Origin of the sequence: Rhodococcus sp. (in: high G+C Gram-positive bacteria) (genome assembly GCF_049286785.1) — a bacterium.
Taxonomy (GTDB): domain Bacteria; phylum Actinomycetota; class Actinomycetes; order Mycobacteriales; family Mycobacteriaceae; genus Rhodococcus_F.
Window position 1 is genome coordinate 1 of record NZ_JBAQEO010000001.1, and the last position, 18282, is coordinate 18282.

19 protein-coding genes and 1 pseudogene are annotated in these 18282 nt (G+C 66.4%); 11 read left to right on the plus strand and 9 right to left on the minus strand.

Features of this window, described 5'->3' with window-relative positions:
- Nucleotides 1–19: 19 nt before the first annotated feature.
- Nucleotides 20–643, minus strand: coding sequence for a uracil phosphoribosyltransferase (gene upp / locus WAW17_RS00005; protein WP_422330986.1), 624 nt, complete (start codon nucleotides 641–643; stop codon nucleotides 20–22).
- A gap of 150 nt (nucleotides 644–793) precedes the next feature.
- Nucleotides 794–1297: a DUF6448 family protein gene (locus tag WAW17_RS00010; RefSeq protein ID WP_422330987.1), complete on the minus strand. Its 504-nt coding sequence runs from the start codon at nucleotides 1295–1297 to the stop codon at nucleotides 794–796.
- A gap of 167 nt (nucleotides 1298–1464) precedes the next feature.
- Between WAW17_RS00010 and WAW17_RS00015 the strand changes: the two genes are divergently transcribed.
- The 6 genes from WAW17_RS00015 (at nucleotide 1465) to WAW17_RS00040 (ending at nucleotide 5973) form a co-directional block, all read left to right on the plus strand.
- On the plus strand, nucleotides 1465–2367 hold the full coding sequence (locus tag WAW17_RS00015) for an amidohydrolase family protein (protein WP_422330988.1): 903 nt from the start codon (nucleotides 1465–1467) through the stop codon (nucleotides 2365–2367).
- 106 nt (nucleotides 2368–2473) lie between these two features.
- Nucleotides 2474–2797, plus strand: a complete 324-nt coding sequence (locus WAW17_RS00020; protein ID WP_422331002.1) for a type VII secretion target — start codon at nucleotides 2474–2476, stop codon at nucleotides 2795–2797.
- A gap of 2 nt (nucleotides 2798–2799) precedes the next feature.
- A complete protein-coding gene (locus WAW17_RS00025) occupies nucleotides 2800–3993 on the plus strand; it encodes a C40 family peptidase (RefSeq protein WP_422330989.1) in 1194 nt (397 codons plus the stop codon).
- 8 nt (nucleotides 3994–4001) lie between these two features.
- The gene (locus WAW17_RS00030) at nucleotides 4002–4346 is read left to right on the plus strand and encodes a hypothetical protein (protein ID WP_422331003.1); all 345 of its coding nucleotides are present in this window, start codon (nucleotides 4002–4004) and stop codon (nucleotides 4344–4346) included.
- A gap of 28 nt (nucleotides 4347–4374) precedes the next feature.
- The gene (locus tag WAW17_RS00035; RefSeq protein WP_422330990.1) at nucleotides 4375–4680 is read left to right on the plus strand and encodes a YbaB/EbfC family nucleoid-associated protein; all 306 of its coding nucleotides are present in this window, start codon (nucleotides 4375–4377) and stop codon (nucleotides 4678–4680) included.
- Nucleotides 4681–4728: 48 nt separating this feature from the next.
- Nucleotides 4729–5973, plus strand: a complete 1245-nt coding sequence (locus tag WAW17_RS00040; protein WP_422330991.1) for a primosomal protein — start codon at nucleotides 4729–4731, stop codon at nucleotides 5971–5973.
- Nucleotides 5974–6000: 27 nt separating this feature from the next.
- Here the strand turns inward: WAW17_RS00040 and WAW17_RS00045 are convergent, their stop codons facing one another.
- The 3 genes from WAW17_RS00045 to WAW17_RS00055 are packed head-to-tail and all read right to left on the minus strand — an operon-like array spanning nucleotide 6001 to nucleotide 8788.
- Nucleotides 6001–7086, minus strand: coding sequence for an adenosine deaminase (locus tag WAW17_RS00045; RefSeq protein WP_422330992.1), 1086 nt, complete (start codon nucleotides 7084–7086; stop codon nucleotides 6001–6003).
- Nucleotides 7087–7095: 9 nt separating this feature from the next.
- A complete protein-coding gene (locus WAW17_RS00050; protein WP_422330993.1) occupies nucleotides 7096–8391 on the minus strand; it encodes a thymidine phosphorylase in 1296 nt (431 codons plus the stop codon).
- Entirely contained in the window at nucleotides 8384–8788 is a 405-nt protein-coding gene (locus WAW17_RS00055) for a cytidine deaminase (RefSeq protein ID WP_422330994.1), read from the minus strand. Before WAW17_RS00055 ends, WAW17_RS00050 begins: the two co-directional genes overlap by 8 nt.
- A gap of 253 nt (nucleotides 8789–9041) precedes the next feature.
- Between WAW17_RS00055 and sdhC the strand changes: the two genes are divergently transcribed.
- From sdhC to WAW17_RS00080, 5 genes are all read left to right on the plus strand, one after another.
- Nucleotides 9042–9446, plus strand: coding sequence for a succinate dehydrogenase, cytochrome b556 subunit (gene sdhC, locus WAW17_RS00060; protein WP_422330995.1), 405 nt, complete (start codon nucleotides 9042–9044; stop codon nucleotides 9444–9446).
- A gap of 1 nt (nucleotide 9447) precedes the next feature.
- Nucleotides 9448–9906, plus strand: coding sequence for a succinate dehydrogenase hydrophobic membrane anchor subunit (locus WAW17_RS00065; RefSeq protein WP_422330996.1), 459 nt, complete (start codon nucleotides 9448–9450; stop codon nucleotides 9904–9906).
- Nucleotides 9907–9921: 15 nt separating this feature from the next.
- Entirely contained in the window at nucleotides 9922–11673 is a 1752-nt protein-coding gene (gene sdhA / locus WAW17_RS00070) for a succinate dehydrogenase flavoprotein subunit (protein ID WP_422330997.1), read from the plus strand.
- Entirely contained in the window at nucleotides 11673–12452 is a 780-nt protein-coding gene (locus WAW17_RS00075) for a succinate dehydrogenase iron-sulfur subunit (protein WP_422330998.1), read from the plus strand. The genes sdhA and WAW17_RS00075 overlap by 1 nt, the downstream gene beginning before the upstream one ends.
- A gap of 190 nt (nucleotides 12453–12642) precedes the next feature.
- Entirely contained in the window at nucleotides 12643–13926 is a 1284-nt protein-coding gene (locus WAW17_RS00080; protein WP_422330999.1) for a D-alanyl-D-alanine carboxypeptidase family protein, read from the plus strand.
- A 4-nt stretch (nucleotides 13927–13930) separates the two neighbouring features.
- Here the strand turns inward: WAW17_RS00080 and yhjD are convergent.
- The 4 genes and pseudogenes from yhjD to WAW17_RS00100 form a co-directional block, all read right to left on the minus strand.
- Nucleotides 13931–14953: pseudogene (gene yhjD, locus WAW17_RS00085) on the minus strand (inner membrane protein YhjD).
- Nucleotides 14954–14958: 5 nt separating this feature from the next.
- A complete protein-coding gene (gene trpS, locus WAW17_RS00090) occupies nucleotides 14959–16026 on the minus strand; it encodes a tryptophan--tRNA ligase (protein WP_422331000.1) in 1068 nt (355 codons plus the stop codon).
- A gap of 52 nt (nucleotides 16027–16078) precedes the next feature.
- Nucleotides 16079–16885: an exodeoxyribonuclease III gene (locus WAW17_RS00095; protein WP_422331001.1), complete on the minus strand. Its 807-nt coding sequence runs from the start codon at nucleotides 16883–16885 to the stop codon at nucleotides 16079–16081.
- 55 nt (nucleotides 16886–16940) lie between these two features.
- On the minus strand, nucleotides 16941–18158 hold the full coding sequence (locus WAW17_RS00100) for an MFS transporter (protein ID WP_422331004.1): 1218 nt from the start codon (nucleotides 18156–18158) through the stop codon (nucleotides 16941–16943).
- Between the last annotated feature and the right edge of the window lie 124 nt (nucleotides 18159–18282).

The following is an 18282-nucleotide window of genomic DNA, read 5'->3' on the forward strand; positions in this document are numbered from 1 at the left end:
GGCCTGTGACGAACAAGCCTCAGCGTGGTCCGAACTGACGGTCGCCCGCGTCGCCGAGTCCCGGCACGATGAAGGCGTCCTCGTTGAGACCCTCGTCCACAGACGCGGTGATCAGCCGCACGGGATGCCCCGACGAGGCGAGGGCGGCAGCCCCTTCCGGCGCGGCGACCACGCATACCGCGGTCACGTCCGTGGCGCCGCGGGCGACGAGCAGCTCGATCGTGTGCACCATCGAACCGCCGGTCGCCAGCATGGGGTCGAGCACGTAGACAGGGATGCCCGACAGGTCCGCGGGCAGCGACTCCAGATACGGCACCGGCCGATGGGTCTGCTCGTCCCGCGCCATCCCGACGAATCCGACGCGGGCCTGCGGAAGGAGCGCACTGGCCTGCTCCACCATGCCGAGACCGGCCCGCAACACGGGAACCAGGAGGGGAGGATGAGCGAGCCGGACACCCTCGGTGGTGGCCACCGGCGTCACGATCTCGAACTTCTCGACGGGCGCCTCCCGCATCGCCTCGTACACCAGCATGTGTGTCAGCCTTCGCAGCGCGGCGCGAAATGTGGCATTGTCGCTCCGCGCGTCACGCATCGTCGTGAGGAGGGCTGCTGCGAGGGGGTGGTCGACCACGTGCGTGTTCATGCTCGAAGAATAGGGCGGGCGGTACAGAAGTACAGCTTCCTGTCGCGCACGCGTGGTTGATCGCGATGACGTCCGGCGCCCCCCGAGACCGTTGTGACCTCGTGGTCGTCCTCGGCCTGCTGTGCGGACAGTCGTGGTCGGGCCTGCTGATCACCCGTGTGCGTGCCCGCCCTCGTGCGGGTCCTTGTGCATGCTCTTGTAGAGGTGGTGGCTGTACACCTGTAACCCGAGCATCGCCTCGGTGTATTCGCGCCGCTCGGCAGTCGTCGCGGCGTCGGTGAGTTCGACGATTCGATCCAGGCGCGACTGCAGTTGCCGGTGCAGCTCGGACGACAGGAACGCGTGGAGCTTCTCGATCGAACGCGTCTCGATCGCGTCCTCGGCGAGCGGGATCACCGGTCCGACATCGCCGCCGGCCGGCTTCACTCCGGTGAACGGCGCGCCCTCGCCCGCGCGGTGCAGCCGGACCACGGTGTCGAAGAAATACAGGTCGGCGACCTCATGGGCGATCGGCCCCTCCGCGCGTGCGGCAGTCGCCCGCACGAAGGCTGTGCGAACCTCGTCCTCGGCGTCGGCGGGGACGAACGGCAGGATCAGTTCGACGTTGTCGTCGCCCAGTGCCGCCTCGGCGGCCTTGACGACAGGACCGTCCATGGAATCGCAGTGGGGAGGCACCTCGTGATCCTTCCGACGATCGGCGAACATGCGCGGTTCCACGCTAGTGCCACGGCCTCGAGAAGGCACCCCGCGAACACGGACGCCCCGCCTCCTCGTCACCGGCGACGGTTGACACGGAAGGTCCGGGCGGCGACGGTGGAGGCATGAGGCCACGTCCGCTCGTCGACGTGCACCAACATATCTGGCCATCGTCGTTCGTCGACGCCCTCCGGGCACGCAGCGCCGCGCCCCGGCTCGACGGCTGGACCCTGCACCTGCCCGGCGAACCGCCGTACCGGGTCGACCCCGCCGACCATTCGATCTCCGCGCGCACGGCCCTCACCGTCAGGGACGGAATCGATGTGGCACTGGTGTCGCTGTCGAGCCCCCTCGGGATCGAGGAACTACCCGCCGAGGAGTCCCAGCCGCTGCTCGACGCCTATCACGACGGCGCACTGGGCCTGCCCGACCGGTTCGGCGTCTGGGCCGCCGCCGGCGTCACCGACCCCGACCCGGGGGCGCTGCGCGACGTCCTCGCGGCCGGGTGTGTGGGCCTGCAGTTGCCTGCGACCGCCCTGGCCGACTCGGCCGGCTTCGAGCGGTGCGCGCCGCTGCTGTCGGAACTCGAGCGGGTGTGCAAGCCGCTGTTCGTGCATCCCGGGCCGGCGGCGGCGCCCGGGCTTCCGGCATGGTGGCCGGCGATGGTGTCGTATGTGACCCAGATGCACACCGCGTGGTTCGCCTGGCACGAGTTCGGGGTGCGCCGGTTCCCGACGCTGCGGGTGCTGTTCGCGATGCTCGCCGGTCTGGCGCCCCTGCACGCGGATCGGATGGCGGTGCGCGGCGGGCCGGGCGGGATTCCAGGTCCTGGCGTGTACGTGGAAACGTCGTCCTACGGGCGGGAGATCGTCGCGGAAGTGACCGCATACCTGGGCGAGGACCGGGTGCTGCTCGGCTCCGATCGCCCCTACGCGCGGCCGCTGGTGCTCGGCGGCTCCGCCGGCATGCGCCTGCGCACGGACAACCCGGCCCGCTTCTTCGCGAAAGTGCCTGCGCAGAATCTTTGACACGGCGCTCTGCCTTTGACACGGCGCTCTGCGGGGGTGGAACCGATTCGGCCTCTCCTGCGTCCAATACAGTGACCGGTATCAAATCCGAATTGGGGGGATGACGATGAACCATATGACCGCGGACACCGCGAGTATCGCGAAGTTCGGTGCCACCGCTGCCGCCATGGCAGCCGACATGCAGGCGGCAGGCGCGGGCGCCGCAGCAGCGGGACCACTACTATTGGGACCCGTCTTCGGGGTCGTCGGGGGCGACTTCCTGGCGGCGTTCGCGACCGCGCACAGCGCGCACCTGGCCTCGATCGAGGCGTTGTCGGGGGTCCTCGGCGGAATCAGCGCCACCGCGCTCGCGAACGCAGCCACCTACGAGACCACCGAAATCGTCACCACCGCAGCCCTCGCCGCGGGTGCAGTCGGGCTGGAGGCCTGACCGTGATCCCCATCGACCTCCTCACCCGACCGATGCTGGATCTACTGGGGTCGTTCGGCAGCGGCGTGCTGCCCACCGGCGGACCAGCAGATGCGCTACGCGTGTCGTCCGCCGCTCTCGACGCCGTGCACGACACCGGGAGAACCGGCATCAGCTCGGTCTACGGCGGTTGGCAGGGCGCGAGCGGCACCGGCGCGATCGTGAAGACGGAGGAAGCACAACGGTCCACGATCGCGCTCTCCGACAGGGGCAATGACATGGCGGCCGTGGTTGCCGAGGCGTCCGAGGTCGTCCGGGTGGGAATGCTCGAGTTGCAGAACATTCTGCAGTCGTTCATCTCCCTCGCGGCCGCGGCGGGGCCCGCGCTCGCAACACCCCCCGGTCAGGCCATGATCGTCGCCGCCGCCCTCGAACACCTCGGGCGCGCCACCGCCGTCGTTGCGAAGGTGCGCGCCGAACTCACCGAGCACACCGGAAAGATGGTGGCGCTCACACCCTCCGAGAACATCCCCGCCGCCCCCGGTCCGGCATCTCCCGCCCCGGCGAGCACCACCGCCGCGAGCACTGCGCCCGCCTCGGCCGCGCCGGTATCCCCGGCCGGCGCCGATCCGGTGAGCCGGGCGGCTTCCTCCTTCGCGAGTGCCTCCGGCACGTCGTCGATGTCCGGTCTGACGAGCCCTCTGTCGAATATCGCGGCCTCCGGTGGACGAGGGACGGACAGTTCCCGGACCAGCGCACTCATGGGCAGTCCCGGAGGTACCGGCCGTGTGGCCGGCACATCCGATCCGACCGATACCGGCGAGGGCGTCGAAGTGATCCTCCCGGACGGCAGCACTGCTGTGGCCCCCAACCAGGAAGCTGCCGACGCCGTGCGAAACGCGCTGTCCCAGCAAGGTGTTCCCTACGTCTGGGGCGGAACGTCCCCGGGCGAGGGCCTCGACTGCAGCGGGTTGACGCAGTGGGCGTACGGCGAGGCCGGTGTCGGTATCCCCCGCCTGGCTCAGGAACAGAACGTGGGCACGCCCGTCGACCCCGGGGAACTCATGCCGGGCGACCTCGCCGTGTGGGACGGCCACGTGGCGATGGTCATCGGCAACGGCCAGCTCGTCGAGGCCGGTGATCCCGTACAGGTGGGCCCGATCCGGACGAGTAACAGCGGCATGGGCTTCCACGGCTTCTACCGACCGACCGAATGACAGGAATCATGCTTCCCACCACCCCACCCCCGGCGGGTGCCACCGCCGCCGTAAGCAACCGTTCGGGCACCATCTCGGTCCGCACCACCGAACAGGGCCTGCCCCTCGAACTCCGCATCGATCAGCGCGAGGTCCGCTACGGCGGGCAGCGGCTCGCCGACGAGATTCTGAAACTGTGCACACGCTCGGCCATGGAGGCGGGCGCGAGACGCCGCGACGAGCTGGCCCGCGACGGCATGCCGGCCGACGTGCTCGACCGCCTGGGTCTTCCGACACGCGCCGACGTCGCCGCGGCCCAGCTGGCCGACGACGAGCAGGAACCGGCCCCGACGAGTTGGATGAGACCGCTATGAGCGGAGCGAAGGCTCGGAAGTGCGCGCTATGAGTGAACGAGAGATGGACGCCATCGTCGGGCGCGCGACGGAACAGGTGAATCTTCTCGAAGAGGCCCTCGCGGGACTGGAGTCGATCAGGGCACGCGCATCCAGCGAGTCGGATCAGGTCACCGCCGAGGTCGACGGAAACGGCACCCTCACCGGTCTCTGGATGGACGATTCCATTTCGACGATCCACTCCGCCGCCCTCGCGACGTTGATCACAACCACAGCCCGGGAGGCTGCGCGGCAGGCCGCCGAACAGCGCACGAAGGTCATGACGACCCTGCAAGACGCGTTCGGGAAGGTCTAGCCATGACCCGGGTATAACTTTGGCTACGGGGTCGCTAGGCTTCGCGCCATGGCTGGAGACATCGTCCCGATCGAACTAGGTCTCACCGACGGCGACGTCGTCACATTGTGGGCTCCGCGGTGGCGTGAGGGTGACGACGAGTGGGAAGCATTCCTCGGTCACGAGGACGACCTCTACGGGTTCGAATCGGTAGCCGAGTTGGCGGCGTTCATCCGAACGAACACCGACAACGACCTGGTCGAGCATCCCGCGTGGAGTGTCATCGCGGGCCTGTCGGCCGCCGAACTCGAGCCGGACGACAATTTCTGCTTCGACCTCGTCGGCGTGCCCGAACTGGCCGCGAGCGATCCCGAGGCCGTCGTCGTCAGCGAACTCGAAGACACGCTGAACATGGTGCGCAACATCGGTGAGGTCTGCGAACTCGACGTCGTCACCAAGTTTTTCGGCGCCAACCCCATCCTCGGCGCACTTCCGCAGGGCGTCAGCGCGTTCGAGGGTCGCGACGGTGACGAACTGTGGAGCAGGATCGGCACCGCCATTGCGAAGGGATGGGATGAGGTTCTCGACGCTGTGGATGCCATAGTCGTCACGCCGGACGTCGACGCCGAGGCCGTCGCAGTCGCGGAAGCCGAGCTTGTTGCCACCGAGGAGAACGTCGTCGAAGCGGACGACGCCGCCGTAGCCGAAGAGGAAGAGGAATTCGTCCCACTCGACCTCGACGAAGAAGATGAAGAAGGTGAGGACGACTCCTTCTGGACTGCAGTGGGCGTCGATCCGGTCAAGATCATCACCACGGGCGAAACATATTTCACGCTCCGCTGCTACCTCGACGACGAGGCGATCTTCCTCGGACGCGACGGCATCATCTTCGTCTTCACATCCGAGCGGGCACTCGCCAGGTATCTCGCCGACAATCACGATCATGCGCTCGCCCAGGTCAGCACATACGAGGAGATCCAGGTCGCAGCCGTCGACGGCTCGCTAGAGATCGAGGTCACGGACGAGAACGTCTACGTCCTGCCCGGCCTGGCCGACGACCTCTCCGAAGGACCCGAAGCCGTCGACCCCGACCAGCTCGACCTCGCAGTCGAACTGTTCACCGACGCAGCCGACTTCGCCGACGACGATTCCGTCGAGACAGCGCTGGCCGCGTCCACCCCGCTCGGCTGGTACGTCTCCTACATCCTCAACCCGGACCCGACGCGCTTGGCACCCAGCGCACCCTTCGGCAAAGAGGCCGACGCCTGGCGCGCGCTCGAACGCGAATTCGAGTCCCGGCTGCGCAGGGAGTAGGCGGCCCGCCTGCGTAAGGAGTAGGCCTCAGCCGACCAATACGGCGAACCCCGGCTTGATCACCTCGTCGATCAGCCGGAGCCGTTGATCGAACGGGATGAAGGCCGACTTCATGGCGTTGATGGTGAACCGCTCGAGGTCCGTCCAACCGTAACCGAAGGTCTCGACGAGTCGCAGCATCTCGCGGCTCATACTCGTATCACTCATCAGCCGGTTGTCGGTATTGACGGTGACACGGAACCTCAGCCTCGCGAGCAGATCGAACGGGTGGTCCTCGAGCGCGTCCACCGCGCCGGTCTGCACATTGGAACTGGGGCAGAGTTCGAGTGGAATCCTCTTGTCCCGCACGTAATTCGCAAGCAGTCCGAGCTTGGGAACTCCGTCCTCACCGATCGTGATGTCGTCGGTGATCCGAACCCCGTGCCCGAGCCGGTCGGTGCCGCAGAACGCGATCGCCTCGTGAATGGACGGCAACCCGAACGCCTCGCCGGCATGGATCGTGAAGTGCGCATTGTTGCCGCGCATGTACTCGAACGCGTCGAGATGGCGACTCGGCGGGTTCCCGGCCTCGGCGCCCGCGATGTCGAACCCCACCACACCGCGGTCCCGGAAGCGCAACGCCAGTTCCGCGATCTCACGCGATCGCGCCGCATGGCGCATCGCGGTGAGGAGGACACCGACCCGGATCCGCTCGCCGCGCACCTCCGCCGCGGACTCCCCCGCACGGAATCCGAGCAGTACCTGCTCCACCACCTCGTCCAGAGTCAGTCCGGCCTCGAGGTGCTGCTCGGGCGCGAATCGCACCTCTGCGTACACCACTCCGTCGTCCGCGAGGTCCATGGCACATTCGCGCGCCACGCGCTCGAGTCCGACGGCGGTCTGCATGACCGCGACGGTGTGCGCGAATGTCTCGAGGTAGCGCTCGAGCGAGCCACTATCGGCCGCCTCGCGGAACCAGGCCGCAAGTTCCGGTGCGGTTTTCGCGGGCAGCCCTCCGTATCCGCAGTCGCGCGCGAGTTCGAGAACCGTCTCCGGCCGGAGGCCTCCGTCGAGATGGTCGTGCAGCAACACCTTCGGCGCTCGGCGCAATGCCGACAGATCCAGTGCGGTCATGTCTCGACGTTAGCCCGACGGATCCTCGATTCGCTCGATGACGAGCGGACCGGTCACGGCCGGCGAGTCGGTCGAGATGGTCCAGGCGTGGTCGAGTGCCGATTTTGCCGACACGAAGCGTTCAGGCGTGTCGGTATGCAGAGTTGCCAGCGGAGTGCCCATGGAGACCGCCTCCCCCGGTTTCACATGCAGTTCGACTCCGGCCGCCGCCTGCACGGGTTCACCCTGACGCTCACGTCCCGCACCCAGCCGCCAGGCTGCGACACCCACCGACATGGCGTCGAGCCCGCACACCACACCGTCCGTCTCGGAGAGCACCACCTCGGTGTGCCGCGCACGTGGCAACGGGGCGTCCGGATCGCCGCCCTGCGCGCCGATCATCGCCCGCCACCGATCCATCGCCGTCCCGTCTTGCAGTTTATCCGCAGGATCCACGCCTTCGATTCCCGCCACCGCCAACATCTCTCGGGCGAGCGCGAGGGTGAGTTCGACGACGTCGGACGGTCCACCGCCCGCAAGCACCTCGACGGCCTCGCGCACCTCGAGGGCGTTGCCTGCCGTGCGTCCGAGGGGCGCGTCCATCGCCGTGAGCAGGGCCACGGTGCGCACCCCCTCGTCGTGTCCGAGTTCCACCATGGTCCGCGCGAGTTCCCTGGCGTCGTCGGGCTTCTTCATGAACGCCCCCGACCCCACCTTGACATCGAGAACGAGCGCCCCGGTGCCCTCGGCGATCTTCTTGCTCATGATCGAACTGGCGATCAGCGGAATCGACTCGACCGTGCCCGTCACGTCGCGCAGTGCGTACAGCCGCTTGTCTGCGGGAGCCAGGTCGGCGCCCGCCGCGCAGATCACCGCGCCGACCGCCGGATCGGACAGTATGTCCACCATCTCCGCGGTACCGAGGTCCGCCCGCCATCCCGGGATCGATTCCAGCTTGTCGAGGGTGCCACCGGTGTGCCCGAGACCACGGCCCGACAGCTGCGGCACGGCCGCTCCGCACGCGGCGACGAGCGGGGCCAGCGGCAGCGTGATCTTGTCCCCCACTCCACCCGTGGAGTGTTTGTCCACCGTCGGCCGATCGAGGTCCGAGAAGTCGAGTCGCCGGCCGGACGAGATCATGGCGGTGGTCCACCGCGCCACTTCCTCGCGTGTCATTCCGCGGAAGTAGATTGCCATCGCGAGCGCCGACATCTGCTCGTCGGTGACCACACCCCGAGTGAAGGCCTCGACGACCCAATCGATCTCCGCTCCGGACAGTTCCCTTCCATCGCGCTTGGCCGCGATGATCGACACGGCGTCATGCACGGCTGATCCTTTCCCGCTCGCCCGGTCCGAAGGCGTCCGGCAGCAGTTGATCCAGTGTGCGCACACCGGCGGGGTGATCGACGAGCAATTCGGGACCGCCGTGCTCGAGGAGGAGTTGGCGGCAACGTCCGCAGGGCATGAGCACGGCGCCGTCCGCGTCGCAGCACGTGAAGGCGATCAACCGGCCGCGACCACCGGCGAATAAGTTACCCACCAGTACACATTCGGCACACAAGCCCAACCCGTATGAGACATTTTCCACATTGCATCCGACGACGATTCGTCCATCGTCCACCAGCGCTGCGGCCCCCACGGGGAATCCCGAGTAGGGCGCGTAGGCATTACCCATGACCTGTCGCGCCTTGTCGCGCAACAGGTTCCAATCAACGTCGACCATGGTTACCCATCCAATCACGTCCACTGAATGGATGCAGAGATACACGCCGCACGTGATCCATCGAGTTGGACAGGCAAACCTAACTTGAATTGCGCGGCCCGTACGAACTCGTAGGCGAATTAGTTCCCGCGTTTCCGTTGGGTTTAGAGTTGCGGCAAGTCGGTTCAGGATCTCGTCGGGTCCAAGCTGAGGTACCCCCGAAAAGCATGCAGGCTCGACGCGTCCACCAATGACGTTGGAGGCACAGCACTCGATGAGTAGCACGACTGAAGCCGCTCCGGTCAAGGAGCGCACACGGTCGCTTTACCGGGGCGACCCCGGAATGTGGTCCTGGGTACTACACCGGATCACGGGCGTTATGACGTTCTTCTTTCTTTTCGTCCACGTGCTGGATACGGCGCTGGTACGCGTCAATCCCGACACCTATGACGCGGTCATCGAGACCTACAAGAACCCGATTGTCGGGCTCATGGAACTGGGTCTCGTCGCGGCCGTGCTGTACCACGCACTGAACGGTGTTCGCGTGATGCTCGTGGACTTCTGGTCCAAGGGACCTCGGTACCAGCGCGTGATGCTCTGGGTAATCCTCGCGATCTGGTTCCTGGTGATGATCCCGGGCGCCGGACGCATCTTCTACAACATGTTTGCGGGGCACTGACATGGCAGCCACCACTCACGGACCCGAAGCCAAGGACCGCGGTAAGTACTACGACCGCCCGGCCAGCCTGGACAACCCGCGCTCACCGCGCCGCACGTCGAAGACCAACTTCGAACTGTATGCGTGGCTGTTCATGCGGTTCTCCGGACTCGCGCTGATCTTCCTCGTGCTCGGCCACCTGTTCATCATGCTGATGCTGGACGACGGCGTGCACCGCATCAACTTCGCGTTCGTCGCGGGTCGCTGGTCCAGCCCGTTCTGGCAGGTGTGGGACCTCTCGATGCTGTGGCTGGCCCAGCTGCACGGCGGCAACGGCCTTCGTACGGTCATCGCGGACTACTCCCGCAAGGACTCCACGCGCTTCTGGCTGAACACGATCCTCGCTGTGTCGATGATCCTGATCATGGCCCTGGGCACGTACGTCATCTTCACCTTCGACCCCAATATCTCGGCGAGCTAGGGGAGCACACACTTCATGCAGGAACATCGTTACGACGTGGTCATCGTCGGCGCCGGCGGCGCAGGCATGCGCGCGGCGATCGAGGCCGGACCACGCGCCCGAACCGCGGTACTGACCAAGCTCTACCCCACCCGCAGCCATACGGGTGCGGCTCAGGGCGGCATGTGCGCCGCGCTGGCGAACGTGGAGGAAGACAACTGGGAGTGGCACACCTTCGACACGGTCAAGGGCGGCGACTACCTCGCCGACCAGGACGCGGTGGAGATCATGGCGAAAGAAGCAATCGACGCCGTGCTCGATCTCGAGAAGATGGGCCTGCCGTTCAACCGCACCCCCGAGGGCAAGATCGACCAGCGTCGTTTCGGTGGCCACACCCGCGATCACGGTAAGGCTCCCGTCCGTCGCGCCTGTTATGCCGCGGACCGCACGGGCCACATGATCCTGCAGACGCTCTACCAGAACTGCGTCAAGCACGACGTCGAGTTCTTCAACGAGTTCTACGCGCTCGACATCGCTATCACCGAGACGGACGAGGGCCCGGTCGCGACCGGCGTCATCGCCTACGAGCTCGCCACCGGTGAGATCCACATCTTCCACGCCAAGTCGATCATCTTCGCGACCGGCGGCTCGGGACGCATGTACAAGACGACGTCCAACGCCCACACCCTCACCGGTGACGGCCTCGGCATCATCTTCCGCAAGGGCCTGCCCCTCGAGGACATGGAGTTCCACCAGTTCCACCCGACCGGCCTGGCCGGTCTGGGCATCCTGATCTCCGAGGCCGTGCGTGGTGAGGGCGGTATCCTCCGCAACGCCGACGGTGAACGTTTCATGGAGCGCTACGCTCCCACGATCAAGGACCTCGCACCGCGTGACATCGTCGCCCGCTCGATGGTCCTCGAGGTTCTCGAGGGTCGCGGCGGTGGCCCGAACAAGGATTACGTCTACATCGACGTGACCCACATCCCCGAGGAAGTCCTCGACGAGAAGCTCCCCGACATCATGGAGTTCTCGCGCACCTACCTCGGTGTGGACCCGGTCAAGGAACCTGTCCCCGTGTACCCCACCTGCCACTACGTCATGGGCGGCATCCCCACCAAGATCAATGGTGAGGTTCTGCGCAACAACGACGAGATCGTCAAGGGCCTGTACGCGGCCGGCGAGTGCGCCTGCGTGTCGGTGCACGGCGCCAACCGTCTGGGCACCAACTCGCTGCTCGACATCAACGTGTTCGGACGCCGCGCCGGCATCGCCGCCGCGGAGCACGCGAACAACAGTGAGTTCGTGGAACTGCCCGAGTCGCCCGCCACGATGGTCGAGGACTGGATGGCACTCATCCTGTCCGACCACGGCAACGAGCGAGTCGCGGACATCCGCACCGAACTGCAGCAGTCGATGGACAACAACGCGTCGGTGTTCCGCACCGAGGAACGCCTCACCCAGGCCCTGAAGGACGTGCGCGCGCTCAAGGAGCGCTACAACCACATCACCGTTCAGGACAAGGGCAAGCGCTACAACAGCGACCTGCTCGAGGCCGTCGAACTCGGCTTCCTACTCGAAATGGCGGAGGTCACCGTTGTCGGTGCGCTCAACCGCAAGGAATCGCGCGGCGGTCACGCTCGCGAGGATTTCCCCGATCGAAACGACGCCGAGTACATGAAGCACACGATGGCGTACAAGGAGGGCGACGGCCTGCTCTCCGACATCCGCCTCGACTACAAGCCGGTAGTCCAGACCCGCTACGAGCCGATGGAGCGTAAGTACTGATGAGCGCACCTGCAGTCGACAAGAGCGAGAACAAGTCGGATCTCCCGCCCGTTCCCCAGGGCGCCGTCATGGTCACCCTCAAGATCGCGCGGTTCAATCCGGATTCGGGTGAGGGCCAGCACTGGGACAGCTTCCAGGTCCCGGCTCTGCCCACCGACCGTCTCCTGAACCTGCTGTTGTACGTGAAGGGCTACCTCGACGGCACCCTCACATTCCGTCGCAGTTGCGCGCACGGAGTGTGTGGTTCCGACGCGATGCGCGTCAACGGCGTCAACCGCCTCGCGTGCAAGCTCCTGATGAAGGACATGCTGCCCAAGGACGGCAAGCCGATCACCATCACGGTCGAACCGATCAAGGGTCTGCCGGTGGAGAAGGACCTCATCGTCGACATGGAGCCGTTCTTCGACGCGTTCCGTGCGGTGAAGCCGTTCCTCATCACGACCGGAAACGACCCGACTCGTGAGCGCATCCAGTCGCAGCACGACCGTGCCCGTTTCGACGACACCACCAAGTGCATCCTGTGCGCCTGCTGCACCACCTCGTGCCCGGTGTACTGGAGCGATGGCAGCTACTTCGGTCCTGCCGCCATCGTCAACGCGCACCGGTTCATCTTCGACAGCCGCGACGAGGGTGCTTCGGAGCGTCTCGACATCCTCAACGACAAGGACGGTGTCTGGCGTTGCCGGACCACCTTCAACTGCACCGACGCGTGCCCCCGTGGCATCCAGGTGACGAAAGCGATCCAGGAAGTGAAGCGCGCCCTGCTGTTCGCACGGTAGCCGCTTCCACACGCGCGATGCCCGGTCCCTCTTTCCGAGGTGCCGGGCATTGTCGTTTCCGTCACGGTCGCTTCCGTCACGAAGTCGTTTCTGTCACGGTCGTTTCCGTCACGAACCGGTGTCGACGCTGCGCCGACGTCGCTACCGACTGCCCCATCGCATACTCTGCCTTCCGATGATGTGGCGACGAGTGTCTGCAGCGGTCGTGTCCGGAACCCTGTTCTTCGGACTCTCCTCGGCGATGGCCGGTGCGATTCCCGCGCCTCCGCCCGTCCCTGCCGAGGCCCCTTTCACGACGCCGAACACGGACAGCTGCCCCTACCGCTCGGCCCCTGCGCCCGCGATCGATCTTTCCGAGGCTCCGCAGCCGGGCGATCCGGTCCCCGATCCGGTCCCCGTACCGGACGGACCGGTGGGGGGCCCGAAGATGGGCGAATGCGGTGTCGTACTGGCGGACGACGCGCCGCCGCTACCCGCCGACATCTCGGCATCCGGCTGGGTGATCGCGGATATCGACAGCGGCGACGTACTGGCCGCGAAGGACCCGCACGGGCGGTACCGTCCCGCGAGCACCATCAAGATGCTCCTGGCACTGGTGGCTCTGGACCAACTCGATCTCGGCACCACAGTGACGGCAACCGCAGAGGACGCGGCCATCGAGGGCAGTGCGGTGGGAGTCGGCAAGAACGGGCGATACACCAACCGCCAGCTCATGCAGGGTCTGGTCATGGCCTCCGGGAACGACGCGGCGCATCTCCTCGCCAGGCAACTCGGCGGTGACGCCGCCGCCGTCGAGAAGATGAATCGGCTGGCGGCCACTCTCGGCGCCGACGACACCCGGACCGCGACCCCGTCCGGACTGGACGGACCGGGCATGAGCAGTTCTCCCTTCGACCTCGCGCTCATCTTCCACAACGCCATGAAGAATGCGACGTTCGCGGAGCTGATCTCGACCGAAACGGTGCAGTTTCCCGGGTTTCCGGAGGATCCGGCCATCCCCGACGATCAGGACCGCCCAGGATTCGCACTCGCCAACGACAACCAACTGCTCTACAACTACGAGGGTGCGCTGGGCGGCAAGACCGGCTTCACCGACGATGCCCGCCACACCTATGTGGGCGGCGCCGAGCGGGGCGGGCACCGTCTAATGGTGGTTCTCATGGGTGCGGAAGCCACACCGATACGCCCGTGGGAACAAGCCGCCCGGCTTCTCGACTTCGGTTTCGCGTCAGCCTCATCCAGGACGGCGGCGGTGGGTTCGCTGTCGGACCTTCACCCCGACGAGGACGATTCCGAGGCCGTGCTCGCGGTCCCGCCGGGGCAGAGGCCGGGTGTCTCCGGCAGTGCGGTGATCGCATCGGGCTCCGATCATCCCGATAACTCCCTCGCGATGCGTACCGCGGTGGGTGTCTGCGGGGCGGGCGTCGTCCTGGTCCTCCTGCTGTGGGCCCGGCGGATGCTGCGGCGACGCTGACTGCTCAACGGCGGTGTCGGTTGAACAGTCCGGAGACTCCCAGGGCTGCGAGTGCGCCTGCACCCACGAGAACGAGCCCACCTCGCACCCCCGGGCCCTCGCGTACCTCGATGCGCGGGGTGATGACCGCCGGGGTCGGCGGCTACACGAAGGCGAGTGCGAGGTTCTCTGTGGTCGTGGCAGCCCATGCGGTACAGAACAACAGCATCCGTGACGCCATGAACACGAACACGAGTAGGCCGATGATGGGGCCGAAGGCCACACCTGCCGGTCCGTTCGTGACGACCGACAGGTAGAGGGCACCCACCTGCTTGAAGATCTCGAACACCACCGCCGCAAGCAGCCCCGCCTTCACCGCGCTGCGCAGCGTGACCGGCTCCCGCGGCAACCGCGCGATCATCCAGGTGAACACCGCCCACGTCGCTGCCAACGCCAACAGGATCGACAGCACGCGCAGACCGACGTCGATGCCGAAAAGATTTTCGAGATTGAGTAACTCGACCACCTTTCTCGCCACCGGCCCGCTACTGAGGGCGGACGCACCAACGGAGACCAGCAACGCCAGACCGAGACCGAGCAGCGCTCCCGCGTCGCCCAGCTTGGTGCGCAGGAACCCCTTCGAATCCCGGGTGCTCTCCCACATCGCAGTGAGAGCGTCCCGCAGGTTCGCCATCCAACCCAGACCCGCGTAGGCGGCGCCCAGCAAACCCAGCACCCCTACCCCGGCACGGGAGGCGATCGCGGAATCGACCAGGTCGTTGATCGTTCCGCCGAGACTTCCCGGAACGTTCTCGGTGATGCTGTCCTGAATTTGTGCCAACCATTCCGGGTGGCCCGCCAGCACGAAACCGGCGATCGCGAACACCACCATGAGGATCGGTACCAGGGCGAGCACACTGAAGTAGGTGATCCCCGCCGCGTAGTAGTCGCCCTTCTGCTGCTGGAACCGCTGCGCGGCCCGCATCAGATGGTCGAACCAAGGACGCACTGCCCGCTGTCTGTCGAGAAAGCTCGTTCCCTCAGCCACGGTGCTCAGCCCTTCGGAGTCAGGAACCCGACCTTCTCGTACACGGTCGCGAGCGTCTGCGACGACACCTCACGGGCACGGTGGGCACCGGCCGCGATCACCCGATCGAGTTCTGCCTCGTCGGCGAGATACTCGTCGACCCTCGCTCGCAACGGTGTCACGAATTCGGTGAGTACGTCGGCGGTATCGGACTTCAGGTCGCCGTAACCCTTGCCGTCGTACCCGGCGACGAGTGCGTCGATCGGTGTTCCCGACAGCGCCGACTGGATGGTCAGGAGGTTGCTCACCCCGGGCTTCGCCTCCGGGTCGTAGCGAATCTCCCGCTCGTTGTCGGTGACGGCGGACTTGATCTTCTTCGCCGACACCTTCGGGTCGTCGAGGAGATTGATCAGCCCGGCGGGACTCGGGCCCGACTTGCTCATCTTCGACCTCGGATCCTGGAGGTCGTAGATCTTTGCGGTGCCCTTGATGATCTTGGCTTCAGGCACCACGAACGCCTTACCGAAGCGGGAGTTGAACCGCTGCGCGAGGTCGCGCGCAAGTTCGAGGTGCTGACGCTGGTCCTCACCGACCGGTACGAGCTGCGGACGGTAGAGCAGGATGTCGGCGGCCATCAGAACCGGATAGGTGAAGAGCCCGACGCTCGCGTTCTCACTTCCCTGCTTGGCCGACTTGTCCTTGAACTGTGTCATCCGGCTGGCCTCACCGAAGCCGGTGATGCAGTTGAGAACCCATGCGAGCTGCGCGTGCTCGGGTACCTGGCTCTGCACGAACAGCGTGGAGCGGTCCGGGTCGATCCCCAGCGCCAGCAACTGGGCCACCGCGACCTTCGTTCGCCGCCGCAACTCCTTGGGGTCCTGCGGCACCGTGATCGCGTGCAGGTCGGGGATGAAATAGAACGCGTCGTATTCGTCCTGCAAGGGCACCCACTGCTGCAGAGCGCCCAGGAAGTTGCCGAGGTGAAAGGAATCCGCGGTGGGCTGGATACCGGAGAGCACCCGAGGTCTGGCCGCGGGCTTCTGCGTCGCGCTGGTACCAGCTCCGCTGGGCTTCTGATCTGCAGGGGTCGACATGAGTACTGATCTTTTCACGTGGCCGGTGACGAAACGAATTCGATACCGCCGCTCAGCGGTATTGGACGGTGACCGGGGCGTGGTCCGACCAGCGCTGGTCGTAGGTCTCGGCCCGCTCGACCACAGCCTGCTTCGCCCTCTCCGCCAGCGTCCGGGTCGCGATCTGGTAGTCGATGCGCCAGCCGGAGTCGTTGTCGAACGCCTTTCCGCGGTACGACCACCACGAGTACGGTCCGGGAACGTCGGGGTGAAGCCGGCGAACCACGTCGGCCCAGTGCGCATCATCGGCCAGCAGCGCGCTCATCCATTCCCGCTCGTGCGGCAGGAACCCCGAGTTCTTCCGGTTGGTCTTCCAGTTCTTCAGGTCGGATTCGGTGTGCGCGATGTTCCAGTCGCCGCACACCACGATGTCGCGTCCCGCTGTGACCGCCGCCTGTGCCCACTCGGTCAGATACCGGCCGAAAGAGGCCATGAAGCGTTCCTTCTCCTCCTGTCTGGGCGTCTGCGCTTCACCGGAGGGGAGGTACAGGCTCGCGACGGTCAGGTCGTCGAAATCCGCCTCGATGTATCTGCCCGCGGCCGCGAACTCTTCGTCACCATGGCCGATGCGGACGGCATCCGCCGGTCTGCGCGACAGCACGGCGACACCGTTCCGGCCCTTCGAGGACGGTTCCGCGGACGCGAGGTGCCACCCGGTATCGAGCGCCTTCGCGAGCGTCTCGGCCAGCTGCTCGTCCGACGCGCGTGTCTCCTGCAGGCAGATCACGTCGGCCTCCGTGCGGTCGATCCACTCGGTGAATCCTTTGCGGGCGGCAGCGCGAACGCCGTTGACGTTGACGGTGGTGATGATGTGAGGCACGGCAAGCACCGTAGCCGACGGCGCTGACACGGGCTGTTTCCGGGACGACGCGGTGCTATCGGGTGGAACGGCGTTCGATGGCGACCGCGATCGCCAGGACCAGCAGTCCGGCCGCCGCCAGGAGTGACCCCACGACAGCGGGGGCCGTATAGCCGTATCCGGCCGCGATGACGACACCACCGATCCACGCACCGAAGGCGTTCGCGATGTTGAGCGCCGCGTGATTGAGGGACGCTGCGAGTGTTTGGGCATCTGCTGCAACGTCCATCAACCGCGTCTGCAGTCCCGGCACCATGGCGGCGCCTGCGGCGCCGATCAGGAAGATCAGGATCAGCGCGGTGAACGGACTGCGCGAGGCGACCACGAAGATCGCGAGCAATGCCGTGAGCGCGGCCATCGCGAAAAACAAGCCCGGCACGAGCGCCCTGTCGGCCAGCCGGCCGCCGAGCAGATTGCCGGCAACCATGCCGATGCCGTATACCATCAGCGCCGCCGGCACGAGCGCCCGCGACAAACCCGCGACATCGGTGAGCGTCGTACTGATGTAGGTGTAGACGGCGAACATGCCGCCGAACCCGACCATGCCAACGATCAGCGTCATCCACACCTGCGGCCGGTGCAGCGCACCGAGTTCGGTCATCGGGTTGGTGATTTTCATGCCGTCGAGTGCGGGCACCCACGACCGGATCGCCGCCACCGTAACCAGTCCGAGAGCTGCAACCAGTGCGAATGCACTGCGCCACCCCCAGTTCTGACCGAGCCATGAGGCAACAGGCACACCGACGACGTTCGCGACCGACAACCCCATCATGACCAGGGCGACGGCCTTGGCCCGCCGGCCGGGTTCGGCGAGGTGAGCCGCAACGAGCGCCGCGACCCCGAAGTACGCTCCGTGCGGGAGTCCCGCCACGAACCGGGCCACCATCAGCGCCTCGTAGCCGGGGGCGAGAACAGACGCGGCGTTGCCCACCGTGAAGGCGACCATCAAGGCGAGCAGCAGCGCTCGGCGTGGGACCTTGGCGCTCAGCGCGGCGATCAGCGGTGCGCCGACGACCACCCCGAGTGCATACGCCGAGATGACGTGTCCGGCGGTCGGCTCGGTGATGCCCAGGCTCGATGCCATCTCCGGTAGCAACCCCATCGCCACGAATTCCGTGGTCCCGATCCCGAAGCCACCGAGTGCGAGTGCCCACATCGCGAGTCGTCGTACGGACGAACTGTCCGCAGTGGAACCGGCGAGGTCTTTCCCACGGACGGGGACAGAAGTGGTCACGGGTGCCCATTCTCTCCGCTGCGCGTCCCCGTGCGCGCGCCGGGCAGCCGTGAGTTCACTCACCCACGGCGAACGGGACGTCCCCTGGCCAGGGGACGTCCCGTTCGCCGTGGGTGAGTGAACT